This window comes from Verrucomicrobiia bacterium (assembly GCA_035495615.1).
Classification (GTDB): domain Bacteria; phylum Omnitrophota; class Omnitrophia; order Omnitrophales; family Aquincolibacteriaceae; genus DATJFP01.
The window spans coordinates 12,992-34,836 of record DATJFP010000029.1 but is presented as its reverse complement, the minus strand read 5'-3'; the positions used below and the strand labels follow the sequence as shown (position 1 = coordinate 34,836).

The 21,845-nt window shown below is 60.5% G+C and carries 19 protein-coding genes; 8 read left to right on the top strand and 11 right to left on the bottom strand.

The window, feature by feature from the left end:
- The first annotated feature begins 20 nt into the window (after positions 1 to 20).
- Positions 21 to 824, top strand: a complete 804-nt coding sequence (locus VL688_03890) for an MEDS domain-containing protein (protein ID HTL47188.1) — start codon at positions 21 to 23, stop codon at positions 822 to 824.
- A gap of 1 nt (position 825) precedes the next feature.
- Here VL688_03890 and VL688_03885 read toward each other — a convergent pair whose 3' ends face one another.
- The 3 genes from VL688_03885 to VL688_03875 are packed head-to-tail and all read right to left on the bottom strand — an operon-like array spanning position 826 to position 3,209.
- The gene (locus VL688_03885; GenBank protein HTL47187.1) at positions 826 to 1,209 is read right to left on the bottom strand and encodes a hypothetical protein; all 384 of its coding nucleotides are present in this window, start codon (positions 1,207 to 1,209) and stop codon (positions 826 to 828) included.
- Positions 1,206 to 2,264 (bottom strand): diacylglycerol kinase family protein, encoded by a 1,059-nt coding sequence (locus VL688_03880; GenBank protein ID HTL47186.1) that lies wholly within the window; start codon positions 2,262 to 2,264, stop codon positions 1,206 to 1,208. Before VL688_03880 ends, VL688_03885 begins: the two co-directional genes overlap by 4 nt.
- Before the next feature lie 60 nt (positions 2,265 to 2,324).
- Positions 2,325 to 3,209, bottom strand: coding sequence for a zinc metalloprotease HtpX (locus tag VL688_03875; GenBank protein ID HTL47185.1), 885 nt, complete (start codon positions 3,207 to 3,209; stop codon positions 2,325 to 2,327).
- Positions 3,210 to 3,338: 129 nt separating this feature from the next.
- Between VL688_03875 and VL688_03870 the strand changes: the two genes are divergently transcribed.
- A complete protein-coding gene (locus VL688_03870; GenBank protein ID HTL47184.1) occupies positions 3,339 to 5,243 on the top strand; it encodes a tetratricopeptide repeat protein in 1,905 nt (634 codons plus the stop codon).
- Here the strand turns inward: VL688_03870 and VL688_03865 are convergent, their stop codons facing one another.
- From VL688_03865 to VL688_03845, 5 genes are all read right to left on the bottom strand, one after another.
- Positions 5,244 to 5,624: a rhodanese-like domain-containing protein gene (locus VL688_03865; protein HTL47183.1), complete on the bottom strand. Its 381-nt coding sequence runs from the start codon at positions 5,622 to 5,624 to the stop codon at positions 5,244 to 5,246.
- 130 nt (positions 5,625 to 5,754) lie between these two features.
- A complete protein-coding gene (locus VL688_03860) occupies positions 5,755 to 6,891 on the bottom strand; it encodes an AI-2E family transporter (protein HTL47182.1) in 1,137 nt (378 codons plus the stop codon).
- Positions 6,892 to 7,015: 124 nt separating this feature from the next.
- Complete coding sequence (gene mgtE / locus VL688_03855) at positions 7,016 to 8,338, bottom strand: magnesium transporter (protein HTL47181.1); 1,323 nt, start codon at positions 8,336 to 8,338, stop codon at positions 7,016 to 7,018.
- 61 nt (positions 8,339 to 8,399) lie between these two features.
- Positions 8,400 to 9,851, bottom strand: coding sequence for a lipase maturation factor family protein (locus tag VL688_03850; protein ID HTL47180.1), 1,452 nt, complete (start codon positions 9,849 to 9,851; stop codon positions 8,400 to 8,402).
- Between the two features lie 4 nt (positions 9,852 to 9,855).
- The gene (locus tag VL688_03845; GenBank protein HTL47179.1) at positions 9,856 to 11,133 is read right to left on the bottom strand and encodes a glycosyltransferase family 39 protein; all 1,278 of its coding nucleotides are present in this window, start codon (positions 11,131 to 11,133) and stop codon (positions 9,856 to 9,858) included.
- Positions 11,134 to 11,249: 116 nt separating this feature from the next.
- Between VL688_03845 and VL688_03840 the strand changes: the two genes are divergently transcribed.
- From VL688_03840 to VL688_03825, 4 genes are read left to right on the top strand one after another with little or no spacing between them, the layout of a single operon-like run.
- Positions 11,250 to 11,666 (top strand): FdtA/QdtA family cupin domain-containing protein, encoded by a 417-nt coding sequence (locus tag VL688_03840; GenBank protein HTL47178.1) that lies wholly within the window; start codon positions 11,250 to 11,252, stop codon positions 11,664 to 11,666.
- Positions 11,663 to 12,751: a DegT/DnrJ/EryC1/StrS family aminotransferase gene (locus VL688_03835; GenBank protein ID HTL47177.1), complete on the top strand. Its 1,089-nt coding sequence runs from the start codon at positions 11,663 to 11,665 to the stop codon at positions 12,749 to 12,751. Before VL688_03840 ends, VL688_03835 begins: the two co-directional genes overlap by 4 nt.
- Positions 12,732 to 13,493: a glycosyltransferase gene (locus tag VL688_03830; GenBank protein ID HTL47176.1), complete on the top strand. Its 762-nt coding sequence runs from the start codon at positions 12,732 to 12,734 to the stop codon at positions 13,491 to 13,493. The genes VL688_03835 and VL688_03830 overlap by 20 nt, the downstream gene beginning before the upstream one ends.
- On the top strand, positions 13,490 to 14,200 hold the full coding sequence (locus VL688_03825; GenBank protein ID HTL47175.1) for a class I SAM-dependent methyltransferase: 711 nt from the start codon (positions 13,490 to 13,492) through the stop codon (positions 14,198 to 14,200). The genes VL688_03830 and VL688_03825 overlap by 4 nt, the downstream gene beginning before the upstream one ends.
- On the opposite strand, the gene VL688_03820 is transcribed toward VL688_03825, so the two are convergent.
- From VL688_03820 to VL688_03810, 3 genes are read right to left on the bottom strand one after another with little or no spacing between them, the layout of a single operon-like run.
- A complete protein-coding gene (locus VL688_03820) occupies positions 14,201 to 15,922 on the bottom strand; it encodes a hypothetical protein (GenBank protein ID HTL47174.1) in 1,722 nt (573 codons plus the stop codon).
- 29 nt (positions 15,923 to 15,951) lie between these two features.
- Positions 15,952 to 17,790 carry a DNA helicase RecQ gene (gene recQ, locus VL688_03815; protein ID HTL47173.1) on the bottom strand — a complete coding sequence of 613 codons (1,839 nt, stop codon included), beginning with the start codon at positions 17,788 to 17,790 and terminating at the stop codon, positions 15,952 to 15,954.
- Positions 17,787 to 18,560, bottom strand: a complete 774-nt coding sequence (locus VL688_03810) for a DNA-formamidopyrimidine glycosylase family protein (GenBank protein HTL47172.1) — start codon at positions 18,558 to 18,560, stop codon at positions 17,787 to 17,789. Before VL688_03810 ends, recQ begins: the two co-directional genes overlap by 4 nt.
- A 217-nt stretch (positions 18,561 to 18,777) precedes the next feature.
- Here VL688_03810 and VL688_03805 point away from each other — a divergent pair, with 217 nt between their 5' ends.
- Positions 18,778 to 20,847 (top strand): putative Ig domain-containing protein, encoded by a 2,070-nt coding sequence (locus tag VL688_03805; GenBank protein ID HTL47171.1) that lies wholly within the window; start codon positions 18,778 to 18,780, stop codon positions 20,845 to 20,847.
- Between the two features lie 187 nt (positions 20,848 to 21,034).
- Complete coding sequence (locus VL688_03800; GenBank protein HTL47170.1) at positions 21,035 to 21,766, top strand: tetratricopeptide repeat protein; 732 nt, start codon at positions 21,035 to 21,037, stop codon at positions 21,764 to 21,766.
- Positions 21,767 to 21,845: the final 79 nt, after the last annotated feature.

Genomic DNA, 21,845 nt, shown 5'->3' with positions numbered 1-21,845 from the left:
CGGTTGGGTACACTTGGAGCATGAAAAACAGATTCAATGACTTCACGCTTGAGACGCTGAAAAAAGCCGACGCCGGCAGCCATCTCGTCCAAATCTATGGAAACGAAGACTATCTTGTCGAAGCCGTGGCCGTCTATGCGCACCAGGCGCTGACCACCGGCGGGGCCGTCATCCTCATCGCCACCCCCGCGCACCTGCAGCTTTTCAGGCAGCGGCTCGAACCGGCCGCGGATCTCAAGAGGCTGGAAGCCTCGGGGCTTTTTCGCTGCCTCGACGCCCGGCAAACGCTTGCCCGGTTCATGAAACCGGACGGACAGGCGGATTATTCCCGCTTCAGCAAAATCATCGGCAGCCTCCTGGAAGAAACCCGCGCCGCGCATCCGGAAGCAAAAATCAGCGCTTACGGGGAAATGGTCAACCTGCTCTGGCAGGAGGGCAACGTCGAAGGCGCCATCTGGCTGGAGGAATGCTGGAACGCGCTTTCCAAGAGCCATGCCTTCTCTCTTTTTTGCGCGTACCATTTCGCGGACGCCCATCAGATGCAGGGTTCAAACCTGAAGGAAATCTGCCGGGTCCATTCTCATTACATCGTGGGCCCGATGATGGAAAAAGCCGTGAGCTTTGCCATCCAGCAGGTTCTCCGTGAGAAAAGCCCGATGCTCAAAACGGTCGTGGGCACGATGCCCCGCCGCGAAAAAACCGCTTCCCTGATCCCCGGCTATCTTTCCATGCTGCTGTGGCTTGACGAGAACATGCCGCAAACCGCGGCCAAGATCAAAGCGGCCGCCCTCGAGTATCTTTCCGGAAAAGGAAGCGAGAACTAGCTTAGTCCTTCATGTCCTCGATCTTGTCTTTCAGGTTTTCGCCGACCTTGGACAAACTGATCGTATCCGCGCCGGAAACCTCCGCGAGCTTGCGCTTGATCTGGTCACGCATGCGCTCCAGATCTCTTCTCTCTTCGTTGAGCCGGTCCCTGAGTTTGGTATCACCGTTGTCGAGCGTGGCCTCATGCTGCTTGATGGTGTCCTGGACCTGTCCGATCAGCTGCTGATATTCCGTCTTGTAATCCTTCTTCGCCTTGTCCCACGTGGTTTCGATTTCATTGACGCGTCCGTGAAGGGCGTCTATCGAAAGCGGGGCCGCGGGCTGTTCCGCGGCAAAGGCCGCCGCCGGGAAAGCAAGACACAATAGAATTAAAATCTTTTTCATGGATTCCTCCCTGAGATTCTGGCCGCCTGCGGTTTGCTTTCCGTCACCTGACACGCTTCCCTGTTTCCGCAGACGAAGACCGCGGCGCCCGGATGCATGTGAATCTTAAAACCGGAAGCTTTTTTCAGGACTTCGCCGTCGCATTGCAGACGCAGCGGAGGCCGGCTCTGGATTTCCACGTCCGTAGCGCGGTAAGTCTCCATGACTTCCGGCACGTCCCTGCGGGAAAGTCCCAGGCGCTGGCGCAACGCGCCCCAAATTACGGGCGCGAGTCCGAAAAGGCTCCGCGATTTAACGACGACGATGTCGAATTTGCCGTCGTCCGCAAAAGATTGCGGTACAACCTTGAGGTTGAACTGGATTTTTTCGAAGTTGATGATGAGGATGCCGATGCCCTTGACGTCGAGGGTCTTGCCGTCGAGAGTCATGCGGAACTTCGCGCGGCGCGGAAAAAAATTCCACATCGCGCTGAGCCAGTACGCGGCCTCGCCCCACTTTGATTTCAGCGGCTGGGCCTGCATCATGAGGCGCGCCGCGAAACCGCAGCCGGCCATGATGGAAAAATAAGTACGGAAGGTTCCCGCCGCCCGGCCGTGCTTTGTAAAACGCCGCCAGCGCCTCGGCGCCCGCACGTACTCGATTTCGCCGAGATCCGCTTGGAGGGTCTTGCCGTTCAGCGTGAGCTCCGCGAGCGCCTTGGGATTGGCCGGCATGCCGAGATTGCGCGCCAGCAGATTGGCGGTGCCGCCGGGATAAGCCAGGATGGGAACTCCCGTCCCCTGAAGCGCTCCTGCGGCGCCGGAAACCGTGCCGTCCCCGCCCGCCACGACCAGGCAGTCGAAATCGGCCGCGTCCGCGAGCAGGGCTTTGAAATCGAAGCTGCGGGTGATGGTGCGGGCTTCCACCTGCGCGCCGAGCTTGGCAAGCTCGCTCAGGTAATCCGAAAATTTAACGCGCCTGTGGCGTGACCACGCGTTGTAGAGGATGAGGATGCGGCGCGCCGGAGCGGCCGTCTCGTTCGTCTGGGCCATGGCCTTATTTTTCTCCCGGGGCATGGAAGCGTCTATCGGGAAAAAACTGATACTGGCCGGCGGGCCGGCGTGAAGAGGATGCGCTTAATGGGAATGCCCCATCGCCATCAGCCGTTCGATGCGCTGCTTCACCGGAGGATGCGTGGAGAAAAGGCTGAAAAGCGTATCTCCGGAAAGGTGGTTGACGATGTAGAGATGGCTGACCGCGGGAAGGAGCTGCGGCGACAATTCGTAACGCTGCCCCAGCTGACGGAGGACGGACGGGTCTGAAATCTTGGCCAGAGCCGAGGCGAGCGCCTCCGGATCGTCGCAGACGTGCGCCCCGGATTCATCCGCCATGTATTCGCGTGTCCGGGAAACCGCGGCCTGGATGAGTGTCGCCACCAGCGGCGCGAGAACGATCGTGAGAATCAAAGCCAGCGGGTTGACGCCGCCGCGGTCATCGTCGTCGCGGCTTGAACGCAGGGCGTAGCCGCCGAACCAGCGCATCATGTGCGAAAGGTACATGATGGCGGTCGCGATGCAGGCCACGATCGTGGAAACGAGGATGTCGCGGTTGCGCACGTGCGAGATCTCGTGCGCGAGCACGCCGCGCAGCTCGCGGGCGTCAAGCACCTGAAGGATGCCCTGCGTCACGGCAACCGCGGCGTGGTTCGGGTCGCGGCCCGTGGCAAAGGCATTCGGCGCCATCTGCGGCGTCACGTAGACTTTCGGCATGGGAAGCCCGCTTTTCTGGCAAAGCTCCTGGATGATCTCATACACGCCCGATTCGTGGCCGGGCCCGATGGGGCGAGCCTGGTGCATGGCGAGCACCATCTTGTCGGAAAACCAATACGCCCCGAAATTCATCACAAAGGACATGATCAAGGCGTATTCCATCCCGGAACGCCCCCCCAGCATGTAACCCAAACTCAGGAAGATCGCGCTCAGCGTGACCAAAAGGACCATGGTTTTCATCTGATTCTTCATTTGGCTTTCCTTTCCGAGCCGCGCCCGGGACTAGGGGGGGCCTGCTTTTTGGGGAAGCGCATTGTATCACGCGGCGGGAAAATTTCAAAAAAGGCAGAGGCCCCCGGACGATTTCTATATAATAAGCGCGTGGACGAAGATGAACTGAATTACATACGCGGCCATTACCGCGGCAAGACCGTGCGCGAGATCGCGCGCGCGCTCAACGTGAGCCGCCGCCAGGTGGAAGAAGAAATCGGGCGGCTTTCCCGCACGGCTTCTCCTGAGCCCGCGGTGAGGCTTTGGGCGCCGAAGCACGTTGCCGCGCTTCTCGCCGTCCTTGCCGTGACCGCGGCGGTTTACGCGCGCGCGCTGTCGTTTCCCTTCATCAACTGGGACGACACGGAATACGTGGTGCAGAATCCCGACATCCGCGAGCTCTCGCTTCCCCATTTGAAAAAATTTTTCACCAGGACTTACGCGGGACTTTACGCGCCGCTCAGCATGGTGAGCCTCGCCCTGGACTACCAGCTTTACCGCTTCAACGCCGCGGGTTTTCACGCCACGAACCTCGCGCTGCATCTCTTCAACCTCGTCCTTGTTTTCATTATCGTCCTGAAACTCACCGGCGACTGGACCGCGGCCGCGGGCGCGGCCCTTGTTTTCGGCGTGCATCCGGTGCAGACCGAATCCGTCGTTTGGATTTCTCAAAGGAAAAACGTGCTTTCGTTCGCGTTCTATCTCGCGTCTTTCTGCTGCCACCTGGCGCGGCCGCGGCGCCCTGCCTTGTATGGCGCACTTGGGTTTGTGCTTTTCGTGCTGGCCTGCCTGGCCAAGCCGCTGGCGGTCACGCTTCCGCTTTTGATGGCGGCTTACGATCACGCCTTCGGCCGGCCGCTCAAAAAAGAAATTCTTTATTACGTTCCGTTTTTCGTCTTTGCCGCGGCCATGGCCGCGCTGTCCGTCGCTTTCTCTCACGTTCCCGCGGCCGCGCACGCCGCGGCGCCGTCTAGGCTCACGACCCTCCTCACGGGGCAAGCGGCCATGATGAAATATTTCCAGCTGGTCTTCATTCCCATGGGCCAAAGCATCCGCTATCCTTTCGGGCCGTATGCACCGCTCGACCCGCGCCTTTTTTTCTCCGCGCTCGGGACCGCGCTTTCGCTTGCCGGCCTGTACATGCTGCACGGCCGGAACAAAAAACTTTTCTTCTGGGGCGCGTGGTATTTCATCCTGCTCGCGCCGGTGCTGAACATCATTCCCATGCTGGATTTCATGCAGGACCGCTGGCTGTACCTGCCGCTCGTGGGAATTTATGCGCTCGTATTCCTGGCCTTGCGCGCCAAAGCCGGGACGCGCGCGTGCGTGGCGCTTGCCGTGGCGCTGGGCGTTGTTTTTTCGGCGCTGAATTTAAAACGGCAGGACGTGTGGGCCGATCCCGAAGCGCTTTGGACCGAGGCGCAGAAAAGCGCGCCGCAGGGATGGAGCTCGCCTTATTTCAATCTGGGAATGCATTACGTCGAGCAGGGAAAACCGGATCTCGCGATCCCGGAATTTGAAAAAGCCGCGGTGCTCTTTCATCACGCGGGCGCTTACCGCGGGCTCGGCAACATTTACGCGCAGAAACGGGAATTCGAAAAAGCGGCGGGATATTATCAGAAAGCTCTGGAAATCGAGCCGAACACGCCCATCATTCATAACAGCCTGGGCTTTTTGTATGCGTCCATGGGACAATACGACAAGGCGCTCGCGGCTTTTGACAAGGCGGCGCAACTCGATCCGCAAAGGCCCGAAATTCAGGCCAACCGCGGCCGCGCCCTTGCCCTTCTCGGAAGATTGCCGGAAGCGGAGCAGGCTTACCAGGCCGCTTTGAAACTGGATCCGGATTCCGCCGAGACCTTGATGAACTATGCCGGCTTTCTTGCGGTAACCGGCCGCCCGGACCAAGCCCGGGCAGCCGCCCGCAAATTTCTCACCCTGCATCCGGACTCGCCGCTGAGGCCTCAGGTGGAATCCATCCTGGCCAGCCTCGACAAGCCCAAGCCTGCAGCCTGATCACGTTTCGGTTTTCAGGTTGTACTTCTGCCAGGCCGCGAAACCGCCTTCCATTTCCATGACGGGAAAACCTCTCGAAGCGAATTCCTCGCAGGCCTTGGCGGCAAGGTGGCACGTCTGGGAATAGCAGTAAACGATGTTGGCCTTGTCTTTGAAAAGAGCTTCCGTATTATGCCACTGCTCCCGGGGAAGGTTCAGCGCGTTGGGAACATGCGCGGTCCGGAAATCATGCGCCTCGCGCACGTCGATGATATTGACGTCCTGCCCTTCGTCGATCGTGTGCCACACCTCCACCGGGCCGGTGGTGAAGGAATTCTTGGCGTTGAAAAACTTTTTCGCGCCTGCCGGGGACGGTTTTTTGAGCTGTGTAAGCGTTGCCATAAATAATGTCTCCTGTTACGGTTTGAATCTGTTGCGTCGGTTCCGTTGACAGACGCCTGCCATCTTAAACCCGTTCCGGCTGAAGGCGATCAGGAAAAGCGGGAGAAAAGTTGTAGAGAAAAGGAGGGGCTCAGCCCGCGAGGCGTTCGGGAAATTCTTCCGGGCGGGATGCGGGGATGCGCCGCCGGACCGTGGACCGGAAAAATTTTTTCCGGTAAATCGGAACGACCGTCAGAAAAAGCGCGACGACGAGAGGCCCGATAAAAACCCCCGCCATGCCGTAGCTCAGCATGCCGCCCAGCATGGCCAGCATCAGGACGGAAAAAGGCATTTGGATTTTTTTTCCGACGAGCAGCGGCTGGACGACGTTGTCGATGGAGTTGATCACGATGCCTCCGACCGCGAGGACAATCGTGGCGCGGGCATAATCCCCGTCGAGGAGGAACATGACGCCGACGGGCAGCCAGACCGTGGCGGAGCCGATGAGCGGGATGAACGACGCGAACACCGTGGCCATGCCGAGAAGCGGCGCGTAGGCGACGCCGCAAAGCAAAAATAGAATCCCGGCAAAGATGCCTTTCAGGACCGCGACGGCAAAAATCCCCTGGATCACGGCGTTCGTCACGCCGCCCACCTCGCGCAGGATCCTTTCCTTGTACCAGCTCTCCAGCGGAAGCAGGTCCATCACGAACCGGCTGAACCGGCGCCCGTCCCGCAGGAAGAAAAACAGCATGAAAAGCGCGAGGACGACTTTGAAGGTCATGACGAGCATGGACTTGGTGAGCGCGGCGGCATGAAGGGCCGCGAAGCTTCCCATGGTGCCGGCCGCCTCGCCCGCCCAATGCGGCAATCTTTCCTGAAGCGCGCCCCGGTGGCGGAAAAAAAGCTTCTCCGTTTGCTGCACCCACGGCACGGAAAAAATCTGCTGCGTCCATCGCTGGAAGCTGCCGTCTTCGATGGATCGGCGCGCCGTGTCCGCGAATTCGACGAGCTGCTGGAAAACGGCGACAAGCCCCCAGATCAAAAAAGGCGCGAGGATCAGCACGACCAGCACGGTAAGAAATCCCGCGGCCCAGGATCCGTCGCGAAGCCTGCGGGCCAGCTTCCTATAAATGGGATTCATGGCCACGGCAAGAACGGCGGCCCAGAAAAGGGGCTCGATGAAAGGAAGCGACACGCGGAAAAGATGCCAAAGCAGAAAGATGAATATCCCGGCGGTAAAAATCGAAGAGGCCCGCGGGTCCGGCCTGGCACGGGGCTGCTTCATGGCTGCTCCTGCGGACGGAGTTAAGTCCTTTCCGTTTTCCGCGGGTTCATGGTAAGCCGGCGGCCCCTCCGCAGGAATCGGGCTTTAGCACGAAAGCGGGTAAGCAAACCTCCGACGGGGGAAGTTAGAGAAGCGTGCCGTGGAGGATGAGGGCGGACACCGTGAAATAAATCACGATGCCGGAAACGTCGACCAGCGTGGCCACGAACGGAGCGGAGGCACTGGCCGGGTCAAAACCCAGGCGCTTGAGGACAAAGGGAAGCATGGAACCGGCAAGCGTTCCCCAGACCACGACGCCGATGAGGCTGAGGGAAACGGACGCCGCCACGAGAAGATAATGCGGTCCGTAGAGATGGAAGATGCTCTGCCAGACGAGAATGCGGATGAATCCGATGGCGGAAAGAATCAGGCCGAGCCCAAGGCCGATGCCCAATTCGCGGTACACGATTTTCCACCAGTCGTTCAATTGGAATTCGCCCAGCGCGAGGGCTCGGATGATCAGGGTCGTCGCCTGCGAACCGGTATTGCCGCCGCTGGAAATAATGAGCGGCACGAAAAGCGCGAGCACGACGGCGCGCGCGATCTCCTGCTCGAAATGCGACATGGCGGAGGCGGTCAGCATTTCACCCAGGAAGAGAAACACGAGCCAGCCCGCCCTCTTTTTCAGCATCTGGAAAAAACCGATTTGCATGTACGGGCGTTCGAGAGCTTCCATGCCGCCCATTTTCTGGATGTCTTCGCTGGCCTCGGCCTGCACCGTGCGCAGGATGTCGTCGGCGGTGATGACGCCCTTGATCCGGCGCTGCGCATCCACGACCGGCAGGGCCAGGAATTTGTACTGCGTGAAAAGCTTGCTCACCACTTCCTGGTCTTCGTCTTCGGTGACCGTGACCACGTCGGTCTTCATGATGTCCCGGATTTTCTTGTCGGGCGCCGCGCGGAAAAGGTCCTGGAAAGAAATGATGCCGATAAGACGCTGCTCTTCATCGAGGACCAGCACGTAATAAATGCCTTCCAGACGGCCCTGGGCCTGGAGCCTGAGGTAGCGGATGGCCTCGTCGGCCGTGACGTCGGGCTGGATGCGCGCAAAGCGCGGGTTCATGAGGCCGCCGGCCACGTCCTGGCGGTACAACAGGAGCGCGCTGACTTCGCGCTGGGTGTTGTCGTCGAGAAGGGCCACCAGCGAGGTGCGCATGTCTTCCGGCGCCTTCTGGATGATGTCGGCGGCGTCGTCCGGCGGGAGCAGCCGCATCCAGAGTTTTTTCTCCCCTTCCGGAAGGCGGAAGATCATCTCGCTGCGCTCGCTCGCCGAAAGCGCCAGAAAAAATTCCTGCGCCACCTCACGCCCCAGCATCTCGAACGCTTCGACGCGTTCGTCCGCGGACAGGACAGGCCACATCTCGAGGATTTCGATGAGCGTCAGCTGATTGTCGGAAGTTTCCGTCATGGGATCCTGGAGGTTAATTTTGGAAGATTATAGGTTGGCCCGGGGGAAAAAGCCATTGCGATTAGATATTTTTCAGGCGCTCCAGGTCCACCGGAGGAAGATAATCGCCGATCTCCTCCCGCGTCCAGACGGCCCCGGTTTTCCTGCGCTCCTCGGGGCGGGTGAAGTGATAGAGATAGACCTCGGCCCGCAGGTAGCGCGGGGCCTTTCCCGCAAAAGGGTCGGACCCCAAAAGCGCGAGCGTGGGCCGGTCCGCCTCGAGCAGCTTCCTCGCGAATCTCAGGAACCAGACCGGATAACCCTGTGTCATGACCTGATGGCCGGACACCTGCATGGAAAACGGGAGAAACCACATGAGCCAGTCCAGCCTCAGGTGATAGGGCGCGATCTGCGGCGGATTTCGCATGACGTTTCCGGGTTTGCCTTTGAATTCGTACTCGCGCCAATCCGCCTCCGGCGCGGGAAAGGGGCTGCCGGTCCCCTTCACGATGATCTCATAACGCTCCTGGGTCACGGAGCCGAACGCGCCGTAGGAGCCGACGAGATGGAACGGATTGTAATTCGCGTTCATGAGCTGGCGCCTGGCGAAAAAATTGAGTGTGGGCGGAACGCTGAGAACGATCGTGAGCGCGGCAAGACCATACAAGACCGCGTTGAACGCCGCGGGCCTCGGCGGGTCCTGCGCCGGCTTCCACGGCAGAAACCCGAGCAGCGAATCGCTGAACGCCGTGAACGCGAGCGCGACCGTCAGCCAGTTGAGCCAGGAATAATTGCCGCTGACGATGAGCATGAGCTGATGAAGGATGATGAGGCTCGCCGATACCGCCGCGACGACGGGCGGCGCGAAAAGGCCGAACGGCGCCGCAAGCTGCACGAAATGGCTGAAGGCCACGCCGGACCGCTGCACGGCCCTGGGCAGGTGGTGGAAATACCAGCTGAGGCCGTTGGGCATGGGCTGCGTTTCGTGATGGTAATAAAGACACGTGAGATCGCGCCAGCACTGGTCCCCGCGGATCTTGATAAGCCCCGCGCCCAGCTCCACGCGGAAAAGCATCCAGCGTAAAATCAAAATGGGAATGATGGAAGGCGCGAGCCGCGGTCCGAGAAACGCGGCGAAGAATCCCGCTTCGAGCAGCATGGATTCCCAGCCGAAACTGTAAAAGGTCTCGCCCACGTTCACGATCGAAAGATAAAAAACCCAGAGCACCAGCCACAGGCCGGTCGTGGACCACCAGGGTCCGCGGTCAAAAAGCCCGGTCATCAGCCCGCCTGAAATCAGCATCCCGGCCCAGCAAAGAATTTTCAGAAAGCGGTCGGAGTAATGCCAGTAAAAAAGGCTGGGCGCGGCCCTGAACGGCACCTGCTTCACGAATTCCGGAACCGGGATCAGGCCTTTTTCGCCGAGCAGCGCGGGGAATTGCTTGAGCGCGACGAGAAACGCGATGAGATAAAGCACGGCCAGCGAGCGCAGGAAAAGAAACCGGGCAAGGTTGAAATCGCTGGTCGTTTCCATGGAATTATTTTACTCCCGGAACCGGCGGAGGGGAACTGTTTCGCGGAAACCCGAAAATATCCGCGGCCGCGAAAACCGCGATCATGATGCCGAAGCCCATGAGAGGCTCGATGAACCGGAACTGCGCGTTGATGGCCGCGTGCATCACGATAAAGTAAAGAAAATGGACGGAAATAAAGCCCAGGCGGCTGCGGCGCAAGAGCGTCATGACGAGTCCTGGAAGGAGGAACGCGTAGATCACCGCGTTCTGGATGACGTAAAGCGGCCTGTCCGCGCCGATCTTGTACCAAAGCCAGAACAGCCGGATCATGCTCGCCTCGAGGTAGCGCAGCGGGTAGCGCCGGATGATCTGCTTTGCCTTTTCTTTGAACAGCGCGTCGAGCTCCGCTTCGTTCATGCTTTCCAAGGGGCGCCCGGTTTCCGCCGCGGCGCGGTGCGCCACGGGCTCGAAGTCGTCATCCGTGCACAGCTTGTATTTTCCGGTCTCGATCATCCAGTTGTGCCGCAGGAGATTGTAGCCGCCAAGCGTGGTGGTGAGGACAGGCCGTCCGAAAACTTTTTGGTTGCGCATCGTCCAGGGCGCGGCGCAAAGCGCGGCAGCCGCGGCAAAGCAGGCCAGCGGCGCGAGCGCCCGGGCACGGTGGTGCTTGATCATCGCCCCGGCAAAAAGCGCGGGCATGAAAAGAATGACCGGCCTCGAAAGAAAAGCCAGCGCAAACACCAGCCCCGCGGCGGCGGCATACGCTTTCGACGGCCTGTCGAAGCACCTGTTGCAGAAACGGAAGTACGCAATGAACAGCAGGATGAAAACGCCCTCCGACGCCGCGGCATAGGCGATCGAGCGGTCCATTTCGGGAAAATAAAAACAATAGATGAGCCCGGTCACCAGCGCGAGCCGCCGCGATTTCAGACGGCGCAGGGCCAGATAATAAAGCGCCGCCGCGTTCAGGCCCGACAGCGTCCATGAATAAATCAGAAAGGTCGGAAGCCTGTCCGGAAAAATTTTCAGCAGTCCGGCGAGCAGAAGCACCGGCACAGGGCTTCGAGCGGCCGTGGCATGAAGGGAGGGCGTCTGAAAATAAGTCATGAGCGCGCTGTCGGTGAACCCGCGCCCCGCGGCGACGTTGCGGGCGATGACGAGCCAGTGATTGACGTCGAGATTCTGGAAGGACCATGCGGGATTCATCTGCCGGAAGGCCGGATAAAAAAGAAGGCGCGCGGCAAAGGCCGCAAGAAAAAGGAAAAGCGCCGTGAAAACCGGGCGGCGGTCGGAAGTTTTCATGTCCCCGGATTATAGAACAAATAAAATTCGCGGGACAGCCTGAAAAGCCCCCCGAATTTCCGCGCCCTGGACGCCCCGATAATAAATATTGATTTCCCCTCCCGCCGGAATTCATAATGTGCGCGATGGGCGACATCCAAAACTGCAAAACGATCCGGCTTCAAGTCCTGGACGGCGGTTCCCGCGGGCATCTCAGCGTCGGCGAAGTTTCACGCCAGATCCCTTTCGACATCAAACGCTTTTATACGATCACCCGCCTGAATCCCGGCGCCGTCCGCGGGCGCCATGCGCACCGGCAGCTGGAACAAGTCCTCTTCTGCCTCAAAGGCAAGGCCGAGATTTTCCTGGATGACGGCACGAAATCCAAGACCGTCGTGCTGGACGGGCCCGACACCGGACTTTATGTCCCGCCCGGAATATGGCATGAAGTCCGCAAATTCGAAGACGGCGCGATCCTGCTTGTCCTCGCGTCCGGAATCTTTGACGAATCCGACTACATCCGGGATTACGAGGAGTTCCGGAACCCTTCATGAAAGTGCCTTTTAACGATCTGGAACCTTCCCTGCGCACGGCGCGGCCCGGCATCGAGGCTGCGCTGCGCCGCGTTTTATCCAACGGCCGCTTCATCCTGGGACCCGAGGTCGCGGCCTTCGAGAAGGAATTCGCGCGCGCCGCCGGAACTCCCTACTGCGTCGGCACCGCTTCCGGGACCGATGCGATTACGCTCGCGCTCATGGCGCTCGGCATCGGAAAAGGCGGCGAAGTCCTGACGAGCGCGCTCACGGCCTATCCGACGATTACCGGCATTGCAAGGTCCGGGGCCAGGCCTGTCCTTGTCGACGTGCGGCCGGAAGACGGCTTGATGGACCCGGCGGCGGCGGCCCGCGCCGTGACGCCGCGCACCAAGGCCATCGTGCCCGTGCATCTCTACGGGCAAAGCTGCGACATGGCTCCCCTGCTGCGCCTGGCCCGCGCAAAGAATCTCAAGATTGTGGAAGACTGCGCCCACGCGGCCGGGGCCTCTTACCGGGGACGGAACGCCGGGGCTTCCGGCGACTGCGGCGCGTTTTCATTTTATCCGACCAAAAATCTCGGCGCGCTGGGCGACGCGGGAGCGGTGACCACGCGGCACGAAGAAATTTACCGGAGGCTGCTGCGTTTGCGCGATTACGGCCGCGCCGGAGGAAATTTCGTGGAGCCGGGCATCAACAGCCGCCTGGACGAAATGCAGGCCGCGATCCTGCGCGTGAAATTGCGGCGCCTCAAAGGCTGGGTCCGCGAACGCCGGCGGCTGGCGCAGATGTACCGGGACCGGCTGCCCCCGGAAATTTGTTTCGAGGAGCACGAAGACCGGCGCCAGGCCTACTATGTCTTCGCCGTCAAAGTGCCGCGGCGCGCCAAAATCATCCGCGCCCTGAAATCCCGCGGCATTGCCGCGCTCGTTCATTTTCCCCGGCCGGTTTTCCGGGAAAAGGCCTTTGCCTGGCCCGCGGCCGGCCGCTTTCCTCACGCGTCGCGCCTTGCCCGCGAAGTCCTCAGCCTGCCTTTTTTTCCCGGCATGACCCAAGCCCAAGTCCTGTACACCGTACGGTGCCTGAATGAATCGCTCGGACGCTGAAAAACCGTTCGTCTCGATCGTGATTCCGGTTTTCAACAGCGAGGCGACGCTGACGCCCCTGGTGGACGAGCTTGCGGGGCTCGGCGCCCAATACCGGATTGAAATCATTCTCGTCAACGATGCCTCCACGGACCGCTCCGAAGAAATCTGCGCGGCGCTTTACGAAAAGCACCGTCACGTCGTGAAGGCCCTGTCTCTTTTTCCCAATGCCGGGGAATACCCGGCCGTGATGGCAGGACTGAAACACGCGCAGGGAGATTTTGTGGTGACGATGGATGACGACGGGCAGAACCCGCCTTCCGAGGTCCCGCCCCTTGTGGAGCCTCTGCTCAAAGGCGAATGCGACGTGACTTACGGCGCCTACCCGCGGAAGCGGCAGGCGTTCTGGCGAAAACTGGTCAGCAAGACTTACAACGCCGCCGCCTGTTTCGCGCTGAAAAAACCCCGCGAGCTTTATCTTTCCAGCTTCCGCGCGATGAACCGCCCGCTGCTGGATACGGTGCTGCGGGAAAATTACGCTTTCCCGTACGTCGATGCCCGGATCTTCCGGCGCACGAAGCGGATCGGACAGGTCCTGGTCCGGCATGAACCCCGCAAAGCGGGCCGTTCGGGCTATACCCCGGTCAAACTTCTCCGGCTCTTCATTTCCATGATGCTTTCGCTTCGCGAACCTCCTCACGGGCGCGCCGAGGAATCTTTCACCGTGCGCCGCTCCTGGGGCATCGGAGAAAACCGCGCGTGAAAAAAGAAAGCTATGTCCGCCATCGCGATTTGGAAAGCCGCCATTTCTGGTTTGTCGGGCTGCATGAGCTGGCGCTGGCGCATCTTCCTTCCGGAAAAAATCTCCGGGTCCTGGACGCGGGATGCGGGACCGGCGGATTGCTTTCTCTCCTCTCCGGCCGGGCGGAAGCGGTGGGAATCGATTTTTCGGAGGAGGCCCTCCGCCTCTGCCGCGAGCGCGGCCTCCAAAACACGGAGCAGGAAGACCTCAACGCCTGGCGGCCTCCTTCGGAGGCCTTTGACGCGATCACAAGCCTCGACGTCCTTTGTCACCGCGGGGTCGGAAGCATCGAAGACGTCCTGAAAAAATTCCACACGGCCTTGAAGCCCGGAGGCCTCTTGATCATCAATCTTCCCGCTTTCGAAATCCTGCGGCGCGGACACGATGCGGAAGTGGAAACGAAAAGGCGTTTCCGGAAAAAAGAGCTGGCGGATTTGCTGGACGGCGCGGGCTTTGGCATCGAACGGATCACCTACCGCCTTCCCGTTCTATTCCCGGTCTTGCTGGTCCGCGGCGGCACGAAACAAGAAAGCCGCGACCTGCATATGCCGCCCGCGTTCTTGAACCGGGCGCTGCTCGGCATGCACCGCCTGGAAAACCGCTGGATCTGCCGCGGCGGCACAATCCCTTTCGGCAGCTCGCTTTTCGCGGCCGCGCGAAAAAAATAATCAGGCTTTGGGCTTCCAAAGCGTCTGCATCTGCTTTCGAAACGGATGCTCGAATTCTCCGACCCGCTCGTAGCTCCCGGGAAAATCCAATCCCAAAGACTGCAAGACTTCTTCCGGCACGCGGCGCCGCGTTTCTTCAGCGGCGGGCGCGTACACCCAGGCGCGGCGGAGTTCGGCCGGATCCGCCATGCGGAACGCCCCTTCGGCATAGCCCGGATATCTCCGGCCATAAATCCACGCGGTGACAGGCGTCACCGCGCCCAGGACCAGCGCGGCGCCCGGCGTTTCGGAAAGATCCAGGAGCGGCGTGCCCGCGGTCCAGCCGGCGCGCTCGGCGGCCTGCTGCATGCCGTCGATGTAGCGTTTTGTGTCCGCGCTCACTTTCAAAACGCCGCGGACGCCGGGAAATCGGACGGGTTCGGTCTGGGCCGCGAGAGGCGTGAGCTGGCGATAAGGGCGGCGCATGCCCCCATCCAGCGTCACGAGCACCGTGACCGCGAACATCAGGCAGACCAGGGAACTTTTGTCGAGGCCTGTCTCGGCATCAAACGAAACCGCCAGCGCGATGCCCGCGGCCGCCATCAAGCCGAAAGCCGCCGAAGACGTGCGGATCACGCCGTTATCCGAGCTGAGCGCGAACGCAAGCGCGGACGCGGTCAAAAGCAGAGGCAAAAGGAATCTCCGGTTCCGGAAAAAGGCCTTGTCCGGATAGAAAGCAAATTGGACAAGCGCGAATGAGACACAGCATCCCAGCCCCAGGAATCCTTTGAGCGCAAAAAGATAACCGCTCCGCAGGGTCAGGAGAAGCCAGAACGCGAAATAAAAAAAAGCGAGCGCCCTTCCCCGGGCTTTGTCCCCGCGGCGCCGGAAAAAAAGTCCGGCCGCGGCAAGCGCCGGGAAAAGAGGCCATGCCGCGGCCAGGAACCGGAGAAAAAAACGGCCGAGATCGCGCCAGGCATCGAAGAAAATGAACGACAAGCGATACTTGTCGAAGTAGCCGTTGAGAACGAGGCTGGCCTTCATTTCCTGAAGGTAGGCGGAAAGACTTTTTTCGAAAAAGGCCAGGTGCAGCGCGAAGACGAGGGCCGCGGCGCCTGCGGCTGCGAGAAAAAAAGGCGCGCACCGCTCCCGGGGCATGGCCGCGGCAGCCCAGACGAGGCCCAGTCCGCCGAGCGCCGCCGCCGTCAAAGGCCTGCCCATGAACGACAAGGCCGAGGCCGCGCCGAATAAGAATCCCCACCCCGCGGCTTTTCCAGGCGCGGGCCCGGCGGCGCCGAGAAGGGCCGCAACGGCAAGCAGCACGCCCATCCCATTCACCCAATTATAAGAAGGCGTGGTCAGCCACGCGCCGTAAAAACACAGAACGCCGAGGCCAATCGTGGAAACGCGCCCCAAGGCTCCCGGCATTTCCCGGCCGAGGCCGCCCGGGCCGCGCAAAAAAATCTCGAAGCGCAGCGCGAAAAAAAGGCCGCACGCGAGCAGCAGGACCATCCCGGCCAGCCGGAAAAGAGCGATGCTGCTTCCGGCCAGGCGGAAGACAAGCCCCGTGTAATGGCCGAACTGGCTGCCCTGCATGAGAAGATGGGGATACCGGCTGTTGAGGAGGTAATAACTTTCGTCCGTGAAATCCCAGCCGCGGTCCAGATGAAGCGCGGTGCTGCCCGCCGCGAACAGCAGGGCGCCCAAAAGCAGCCAATCGTAAAGACGGGGTTTTTCTTTCATCCTTAAGGGATATCGGCCGGATCCGGAATTTATGTTGGAGAGGCCGCGTTTTTTTGGACGTACTCTTTGATGCAGGCGATGAAAGTTTCGCCGTATTCTTTTTGTTTTGACGCGCCCACGCCGAAGATGCCGGCAAATTCGTCAAGCGTCACGGGCTTGCGCAGCGCCAGGTCTTTGAGCGTCTTGTCGCCGAACACGATGTAGGCCGGGACGCCTTTCTGGCGCGCGAGCTCCGCGCGCTTGGCGCGGAGGAGATCGAACAGCTCTTCGTCCACGCCTTCCCATTCCGCCTCGCGGATCTTCCGGCGCCGGCTTTCGCTGTCTTTCTTTTTCTCGGGCACGATGGGCTTGGCAAGCAGCGGCGCTCCCTCGCCTTTCAGGAGGCTTCGTCCGGAAGACGTGATGGCCAGCGTCATGTATTCGCCTTCCCGCCGGAGAAAGCCCTGGCCGATCAGCTGCTCGATCATGAAACGGATAAAGATTTTTGATTCCGAGGACAGCAGCCCGAACGTGGAGAGCTTGTCATGGCCGCGGCGCTGGACGTTTTCCGTGAGATTGCCTTTGAGCACGTCGGCCACGTAATCCGCGCCGAAACTCTCGCGCGTGCGCGCCACGCAGGAGAGGACTTTCTGCCCCATGACGAGCGGGTCCTCCACCATGTCCACTTCGCCGAGGCAGAAATCGCAGGCCGCGCAGCCTTTCTGCCCGTATTCCTGCGAAAAGTAGCGCACCAGGTACCCGTGCCGGCACTGCGGCCGCACGCAGAAGTTATACATGGCGCCGAGTTTTTCCAGGAGCACGTCTTTATCCTGGGAATCGCGCAGCATGAATTCCCAGGTGCGGTAATCGGCGCCCGAATAAAAAAGCACGCAGTCCGCCGGAAGGCCGTCGCGGCCCGCACGGCCCGTTTCCTGCTGGTAATGCTCGATGGATTTGGGCATGGCCGCATGGATCACGGTGCGGATGTTCGAGCGGTCGACACCCATGCCAAAGGCGATCGTCGCCACGATCAGCGAAATATTTTCCGACGCGAACTCGTCCTGATTTTTTTTACGCTCGTGATCGGGAAGACCTGCGTGGTAGGGCAGATTCTTGTGGCCGAGCGCGTTTAATTTTTCCGAGATGGAATCCACGTCCGCGCGCTTCAGGCAGTAAATGATGGCGGGATCGCCGGGACGCTTGCCGATGATGTCCGCGATCTGGCGCACAACATTTGCCGAGCGCGGCAGGATCCGGTAGCTGAGGTTCGGCCTGTCCACACTGGCCACGGAGATCAGCGGCTTTTCGAGGTGCAGCTGCTCGACGATGTCTTCCTGCACCGGGTGCGTCGCGGTCGCGGTGAACGCGTGCACGGGGATGTTGCCGAAGTTCTGCTTGATGGCTCCGAGCTGGCGGTACTCCTCGCGGAAATTATGGCCCCAATGGCTGATGCAATGCGCCTCGTCGATTACGAAAAAGGAAAGCTTCGCGCTCTTCAGGAGTTTCTGCAGCGAATCAAGGACAAGCCGTTCGGGAGACAGGTACAGCAGCTTCACGCCGCCGCTTGTGATTTTCCGGGCCACTTCGTGCTGCGCTTCCCCGTCCAGGCTCGAATTCAGGCATTCCGCCTGGATTCCCATGTCCTTCAGGTAGTCGACCTGGTCTTTCATGAGCGAGATGAGCGGCGAGATGACGACGGCCATGCCGTCCAGAAGAAGGGCCGGCAGCTGGAAGCAGACGGATTTTCCGCCGCCTGTCGGAAGGATCGTGAATGTATCGCGTCCGTCGAGAATGGACTGGATGGTTTTTTCCTGGAACGGGCGGAAGGTGTCGTAGCCCCAGTACTGCGACAAAGTCTGCAGGATCCGGCTTTGCGGGACTCTCTTCATAGATGCTGGCAATGCGGGCAAAAAAGAGTTTCCCGGCCGCCCACCAGGATCAGTTCTAAGGGCCCGCCGCATTTCGGGCAGACCTTCGAGGTTTTCCGGATCTTCATGAGCGATCCCTCGGGCATCTTCGTCCGCACGGCTCCCACTTTGACGGCGTCTTCGTGCACCCGCTGCACCTGTTCGTGGACTTTCCGCAGCCGTTCCAGCGTCAGGCCTTTGACCGGCATCTGCGGATGGATTCCGGCGCGGAAAAGAATTTCGTCCGCGTACACGTTTCCGATGCCGGCCAGCTTGTGCTGGTCCATGAGCGCGGGCTTGATCGCGCCCTTCACGCCGTGCAGGATCGAAAGAAAATCCGGCTGGGAAAGCGAGGCTGCATCCGGCCCCAGTTTCTTCTCCTTGATGAAAGCCTGCGGGTCTTCGCACCAGCCCGCCATGCCAAAAAGCCGGGCGGCTTCGTAGATCAGGTCCACGCCGTCCACGGAAATAATCAGCATGGCTTCGGACGACGGCTTTTGTTTTCCCGTTTCGAAAAGCAGATGCCCGGTCAGGCCGAAGTGCAGGATGAGGAAACCGTCGCCCACGTTGACGAAAAGGTATTTTCCGTAGCGCTCGGCTTCGACGATTTTCTTCCCCGTCAATTTTTTGTCGAGGCCGGGCTCGCCTTTGACGAGCGCCCGGTTCAAAATCTTGACGGCGGTGATCTTCTTTCCTTTTAATTCCGCGTTGAAGCGCCGCTTCAGGACTTCCACGTCCGCCATTTCAGGCATAGATTCCTCACGATTGAAAAGTTCGGGTGATGGAAGATTATATGCTTCCCCTTCCCCAAAAGCCACGGCCGGAAGTGCTATCCTTGAAAAGGCGCCTGAAAGAAGGGCTTATTTGGCCTGACAGGACGGAATCCCCCATGCAAGAACGGAGGACGTTGTGCCGATATCTTTCCAATCAAAGGCATCCGGGAAACGCATTCTGACGGAGGAATCGGTTATGAAACTCTCGCGCTTTATTATAGTAAGCCTGCTTTGCACGGGCTTTCTGACGTCCCAGGCCCTGGCGGCGAATCGCGCCGCAGCGGCGCAAGATTCCACGCCGCCCGTCTTCCGGAAAATCACAGGTCCGACGGTCGCGCCGGGCCAGACCGCTTCTTTTGAAGTGAGCGCCAGGGATTACCGGGGCCGCCAAGCCTCCGTCAGCATGTCGGCCAAACATCCTCAAGGCGCCCGGTTCGACGGCAGGATTTTTTCGTGGACGCCCGGCAAAGAGCAAACCGGCTCGTTCACGGTGGCCTTTGTCGCGACCGATTCTCTTTCTCAGAAATCCACGAAAACCGTTTCTATTTTCGTCAAATCGAAAAAAACCGCCGCGCTCGCCGCGCCCAAGAAACCGGCCTCTCCCGCACCGGGCATTTCTCAGCCCAGGCCGCGGCAAACGCCGCCTCCCGCGAGCCAGCGCGCCCCGGCCGCTCAAGACGCCGCGCCCGAAGCGGCTCAAAACGAGGCCGCTGCCGCTCCCCTGCCGGACATGCCCGCGACTCCGCCGGCCTTCGATCCTCCGCTCAGCGACCAAACCTTGACGCCGGGTCAGCCGTTCAGCCTGCTTGTGGCCGCCAAAGATTCCCGCGGCGAACCCACGCCCATCACGACGGGCTCGCTTCCGGACGGCGCGGTGTTTCAGGACAAAACATTTTCCTGGACTCCGCCGGAAAGCGCGGCGGGAAGCACCCGGACTCTGACTTTCACCACGCAGGACGTTTATGCCCGCGAAGTCTCGCAAACCATCACGCTGACGGTGGTCGCGTCCGCTCCCGCGGCGATTCCTGCTCCGACTCCGGAATTGCCTTCGCACCTCGGGCCGGAATCGACGATCGGGCTGGGCTGGGGGCCTTCGGATTGGGACTTGCAGCTCGTGGTCGAGAACGAAAACGGACAGTCCCGTTCTTCGCCGTCCCGCCCCGGCGAAGAATCGGCGGACCTCGGTAAAGCTCTTCTTTATCGCATTTGGGATGATGAGACTGCCGCCGGCGATCACACGCATTACGCGGGTGTCCGCGTCACGCATCGCGGCACCGGCACGCTCCGGGCCTTGATGTATTACCATCTGGAAGGAAAGGCCCGCACGGACACGGAAGCCAACAGCGCGCTGCCGGACCTCGCGTCGTACTGCGCGGATGCCGGCGTATTTCTCGCTTTCAAAGTCGACGTCGGCTCAGGACAGGTGACGCCCATCAACGCGCTTTATGCCTCCGTCGAAAGCTACAAGAACGGCGATGCCCCGATTCCCGTTCCCGAAGTTCCTTGCGGAACCGAAGCCGCGGCGCCGGAACCGACGCCGACGCCCGAGCCGAGCGAAGTTATTCCGCCTCCTCCGCCGAGTGTCGAGCCGACACCCACGCCCGCGCCGAGTGAGGTTATTCCTCCGCCGCCGCCAAGCCCGGAGCCCACGCCTACGCCTTCGCTTCCCGTTTCCGTGGCCGAGCCTCCTGCCGGTGAATCCGGAGATACGGCGCCCGCGGACATGCCCGAAGCCGCGTCCTCGCTGCAGCTCACGCCCGCCGACTCCGGCGCGGAGCCGGGTGAAGTCTCAAGTGAATCCCCGGCTCTGGAAGCGGCTCCTTCGGAAGAGACTACGCCCGTGGAAACCGCAAGCCCGGTCGAAGATGCTCCGGTCGAATTCATCACTCCGGAAGCCGCCCCTTCCCAGGAGCCGACTCCCGAGCAGGCCGCGTCCGTTGCGGAAGCTGCCGGCCCTCTCGAAATTCTTCCGATTGAGGACGTCACGGTCCATGAAGAAGAATCCATTCACTTTACCCTGGCCACCAACCGCCCGCTGCCCCAAGGCGCCGAATTCAGCATCAGCTCCGAGCCGGCCGGGGCCGCGTTCGAGGACGGGAATTTTGTCTGGACTCCCGCCCCCGGCGATGCCGGCGATTATGCCGTATCTTTTTCCGTGCAGGGCGCGGATCAGGAAGCGCAGCGCATGGTCAACCTTCACGTGCTGCCGAAAGCGCCGGAAGACAACCCCGATGTAGTTGAAGATGGAAACGGCAGCGGGAATTGAAAGTAAAAACGAAAAGCTTGTCATGAATTTCAGCGGAACACCGGCCGAAAAACTCACAACGGAGGGATGTAACTCAATAATCATGCCGGGCGGCAGGCCTTGAAAAAACAGGAGCGGCGGGGCGGTTCGTGATTTCGTTTTGAAACGAAACCCGAAGGATGTTATCTTTGTTAGCAACGGAGGACTTATGAAGACTCGCCCTTTTCTATTCGCAACACTTCTTATGTTCCTGGCGCAAACGCTGCTTCCCATCCCGGCCGCTCACGCGGACGCCGGCCTTCCGGCGGCCGCGGCCCTGTCGATGCCCGAGATCGTGGACTGCAGCCGCGACCTGCCGCTCATGACGGGCGGGGAATTCCAGAAATTATGGGGCGAGCTCGAACAGGAACGACTGCAGCATGAAGATCCCGGCGTGCTCCTGGACCAGGCCGACGCGCTGACTGACCAGGAACGCTTCGAAGAAGCCATTCCGCTTTACAGCAAAGTCCTTTCTCTGGATCCCGAAGACTCCGACGCCCTGAGCGGACGCGGCAATGCCTATATCGAAACCCGGCAATTCGCGGACGCGCTGCGGGACCTCACCAAAAACGTGCAGCTCAATCCCGATTCTTTCGAGGCCTGGTATGACCGTGGCGTCGCTTACTTCGAGGCCGGCGATTATCCGGCCGCGCTCCAGGATTATCAAAAATCCGTCACCCTCAATCCGTCCGACAAATGCGCGCACAACAACCTCGCGATCACCTACGAAAGCCTCGGCGACAACCAGGCCGCGCTGAGTCATTACAATCAAGCCCTGGAGATCGACCCCGCGTTCGAGAAAGCGCTCCGAAATCGCGCGGACCTTTACTTCGATACCGGCGCGTACTTCCATTGGTTTGTCGATCACGTCAGGCTGTGGTGGATGGGTTTGACGGCGTAGCCAGCTGGGTTTGAGCTAAAAATAAAAAGGCCCTCATTGCTGAGGGCCTTTTTTATTCCTGCGGTGAGGAGATTTCGAG

Excerpts from the sequence above, each read along its gene's own strand:
- VL688_03805 (HTL47171.1), top strand. The coding sequence starts at position 18,778 with ATGAAACTCTCGCGCTTTATTATAGTAAGCCTGCTTTGCACGGGCTTT.
- VL688_03880 (HTL47186.1), bottom strand. The coding sequence starts at position 2,264 with ATGCCCCGGGAGAAAAATAAGGCCATGGCCCAGACGAACGAGACGGCC.
- VL688_03885 (HTL47187.1), bottom strand. The coding sequence starts at position 1,209 with ATGAAAAAGATTTTAATTCTATTGTGTCTTGCTTTCCCGGCGGCGGCC.
- mgtE (HTL47181.1), bottom strand. The coding sequence starts at position 8,338 with ATGACGGAAACTTCCGACAATCAGCTGACGCTCATCGAAATCCTCGAG.
- VL688_03845 (HTL47179.1), bottom strand. The coding sequence starts at position 11,133 with ATGAAAACTTCCGACCGCCGCCCGGTTTTCACGGCGCTTTTCCTTTTT.
- recQ (HTL47173.1), bottom strand. The coding sequence starts at position 17,790 with ATGAAGAGAGTCCCGCAAAGCCGGATCCTGCAGACTTTGTCGCAGTAC.
- VL688_03875 (HTL47185.1), bottom strand. The coding sequence starts at position 3,209 with ATGAAGAATCAGATGAAAACCATGGTCCTTTTGGTCACGCTGAGCGCG.
- VL688_03865 (HTL47183.1), bottom strand. The coding sequence starts at position 5,624 with ATGGCAACGCTTACACAGCTCAAAAAACCGTCCCCGGCAGGCGCGAAA.
- VL688_03830 (HTL47176.1), top strand. The coding sequence starts at position 12,732 with ATGAATCGCTCGGACGCTGAAAAACCGTTCGTCTCGATCGTGATTCCG.
- VL688_03835 (HTL47177.1), top strand. The coding sequence starts at position 11,663 with ATGAAAGTGCCTTTTAACGATCTGGAACCTTCCCTGCGCACGGCGCGG.
- VL688_03810 (HTL47172.1), bottom strand. The coding sequence starts at position 18,560 with ATGCCTGAAATGGCGGACGTGGAAGTCCTGAAGCGGCGCTTCAACGCG.
- VL688_03800 (HTL47170.1), top strand. The coding sequence starts at position 21,035 with ATGAAGACTCGCCCTTTTCTATTCGCAACACTTCTTATGTTCCTGGCG.
- VL688_03890 (HTL47188.1), top strand. The coding sequence starts at position 21 with ATGAAAAACAGATTCAATGACTTCACGCTTGAGACGCTGAAAAAAGCC.
- VL688_03840 (HTL47178.1), top strand. The coding sequence starts at position 11,250 with ATGTGCGCGATGGGCGACATCCAAAACTGCAAAACGATCCGGCTTCAA.
- VL688_03860 (HTL47182.1), bottom strand. The coding sequence starts at position 6,891 with ATGAAGCAGCCCCGTGCCAGGCCGGACCCGCGGGCCTCTTCGATTTTT.
- VL688_03850 (HTL47180.1), bottom strand. The coding sequence starts at position 9,851 with ATGGAAACGACCAGCGATTTCAACCTTGCCCGGTTTCTTTTCCTGCGC.
- VL688_03820 (HTL47174.1), bottom strand. The coding sequence starts at position 15,922 with ATGAAAGAAAAACCCCGTCTTTACGATTGGCTGCTTTTGGGCGCCCTG.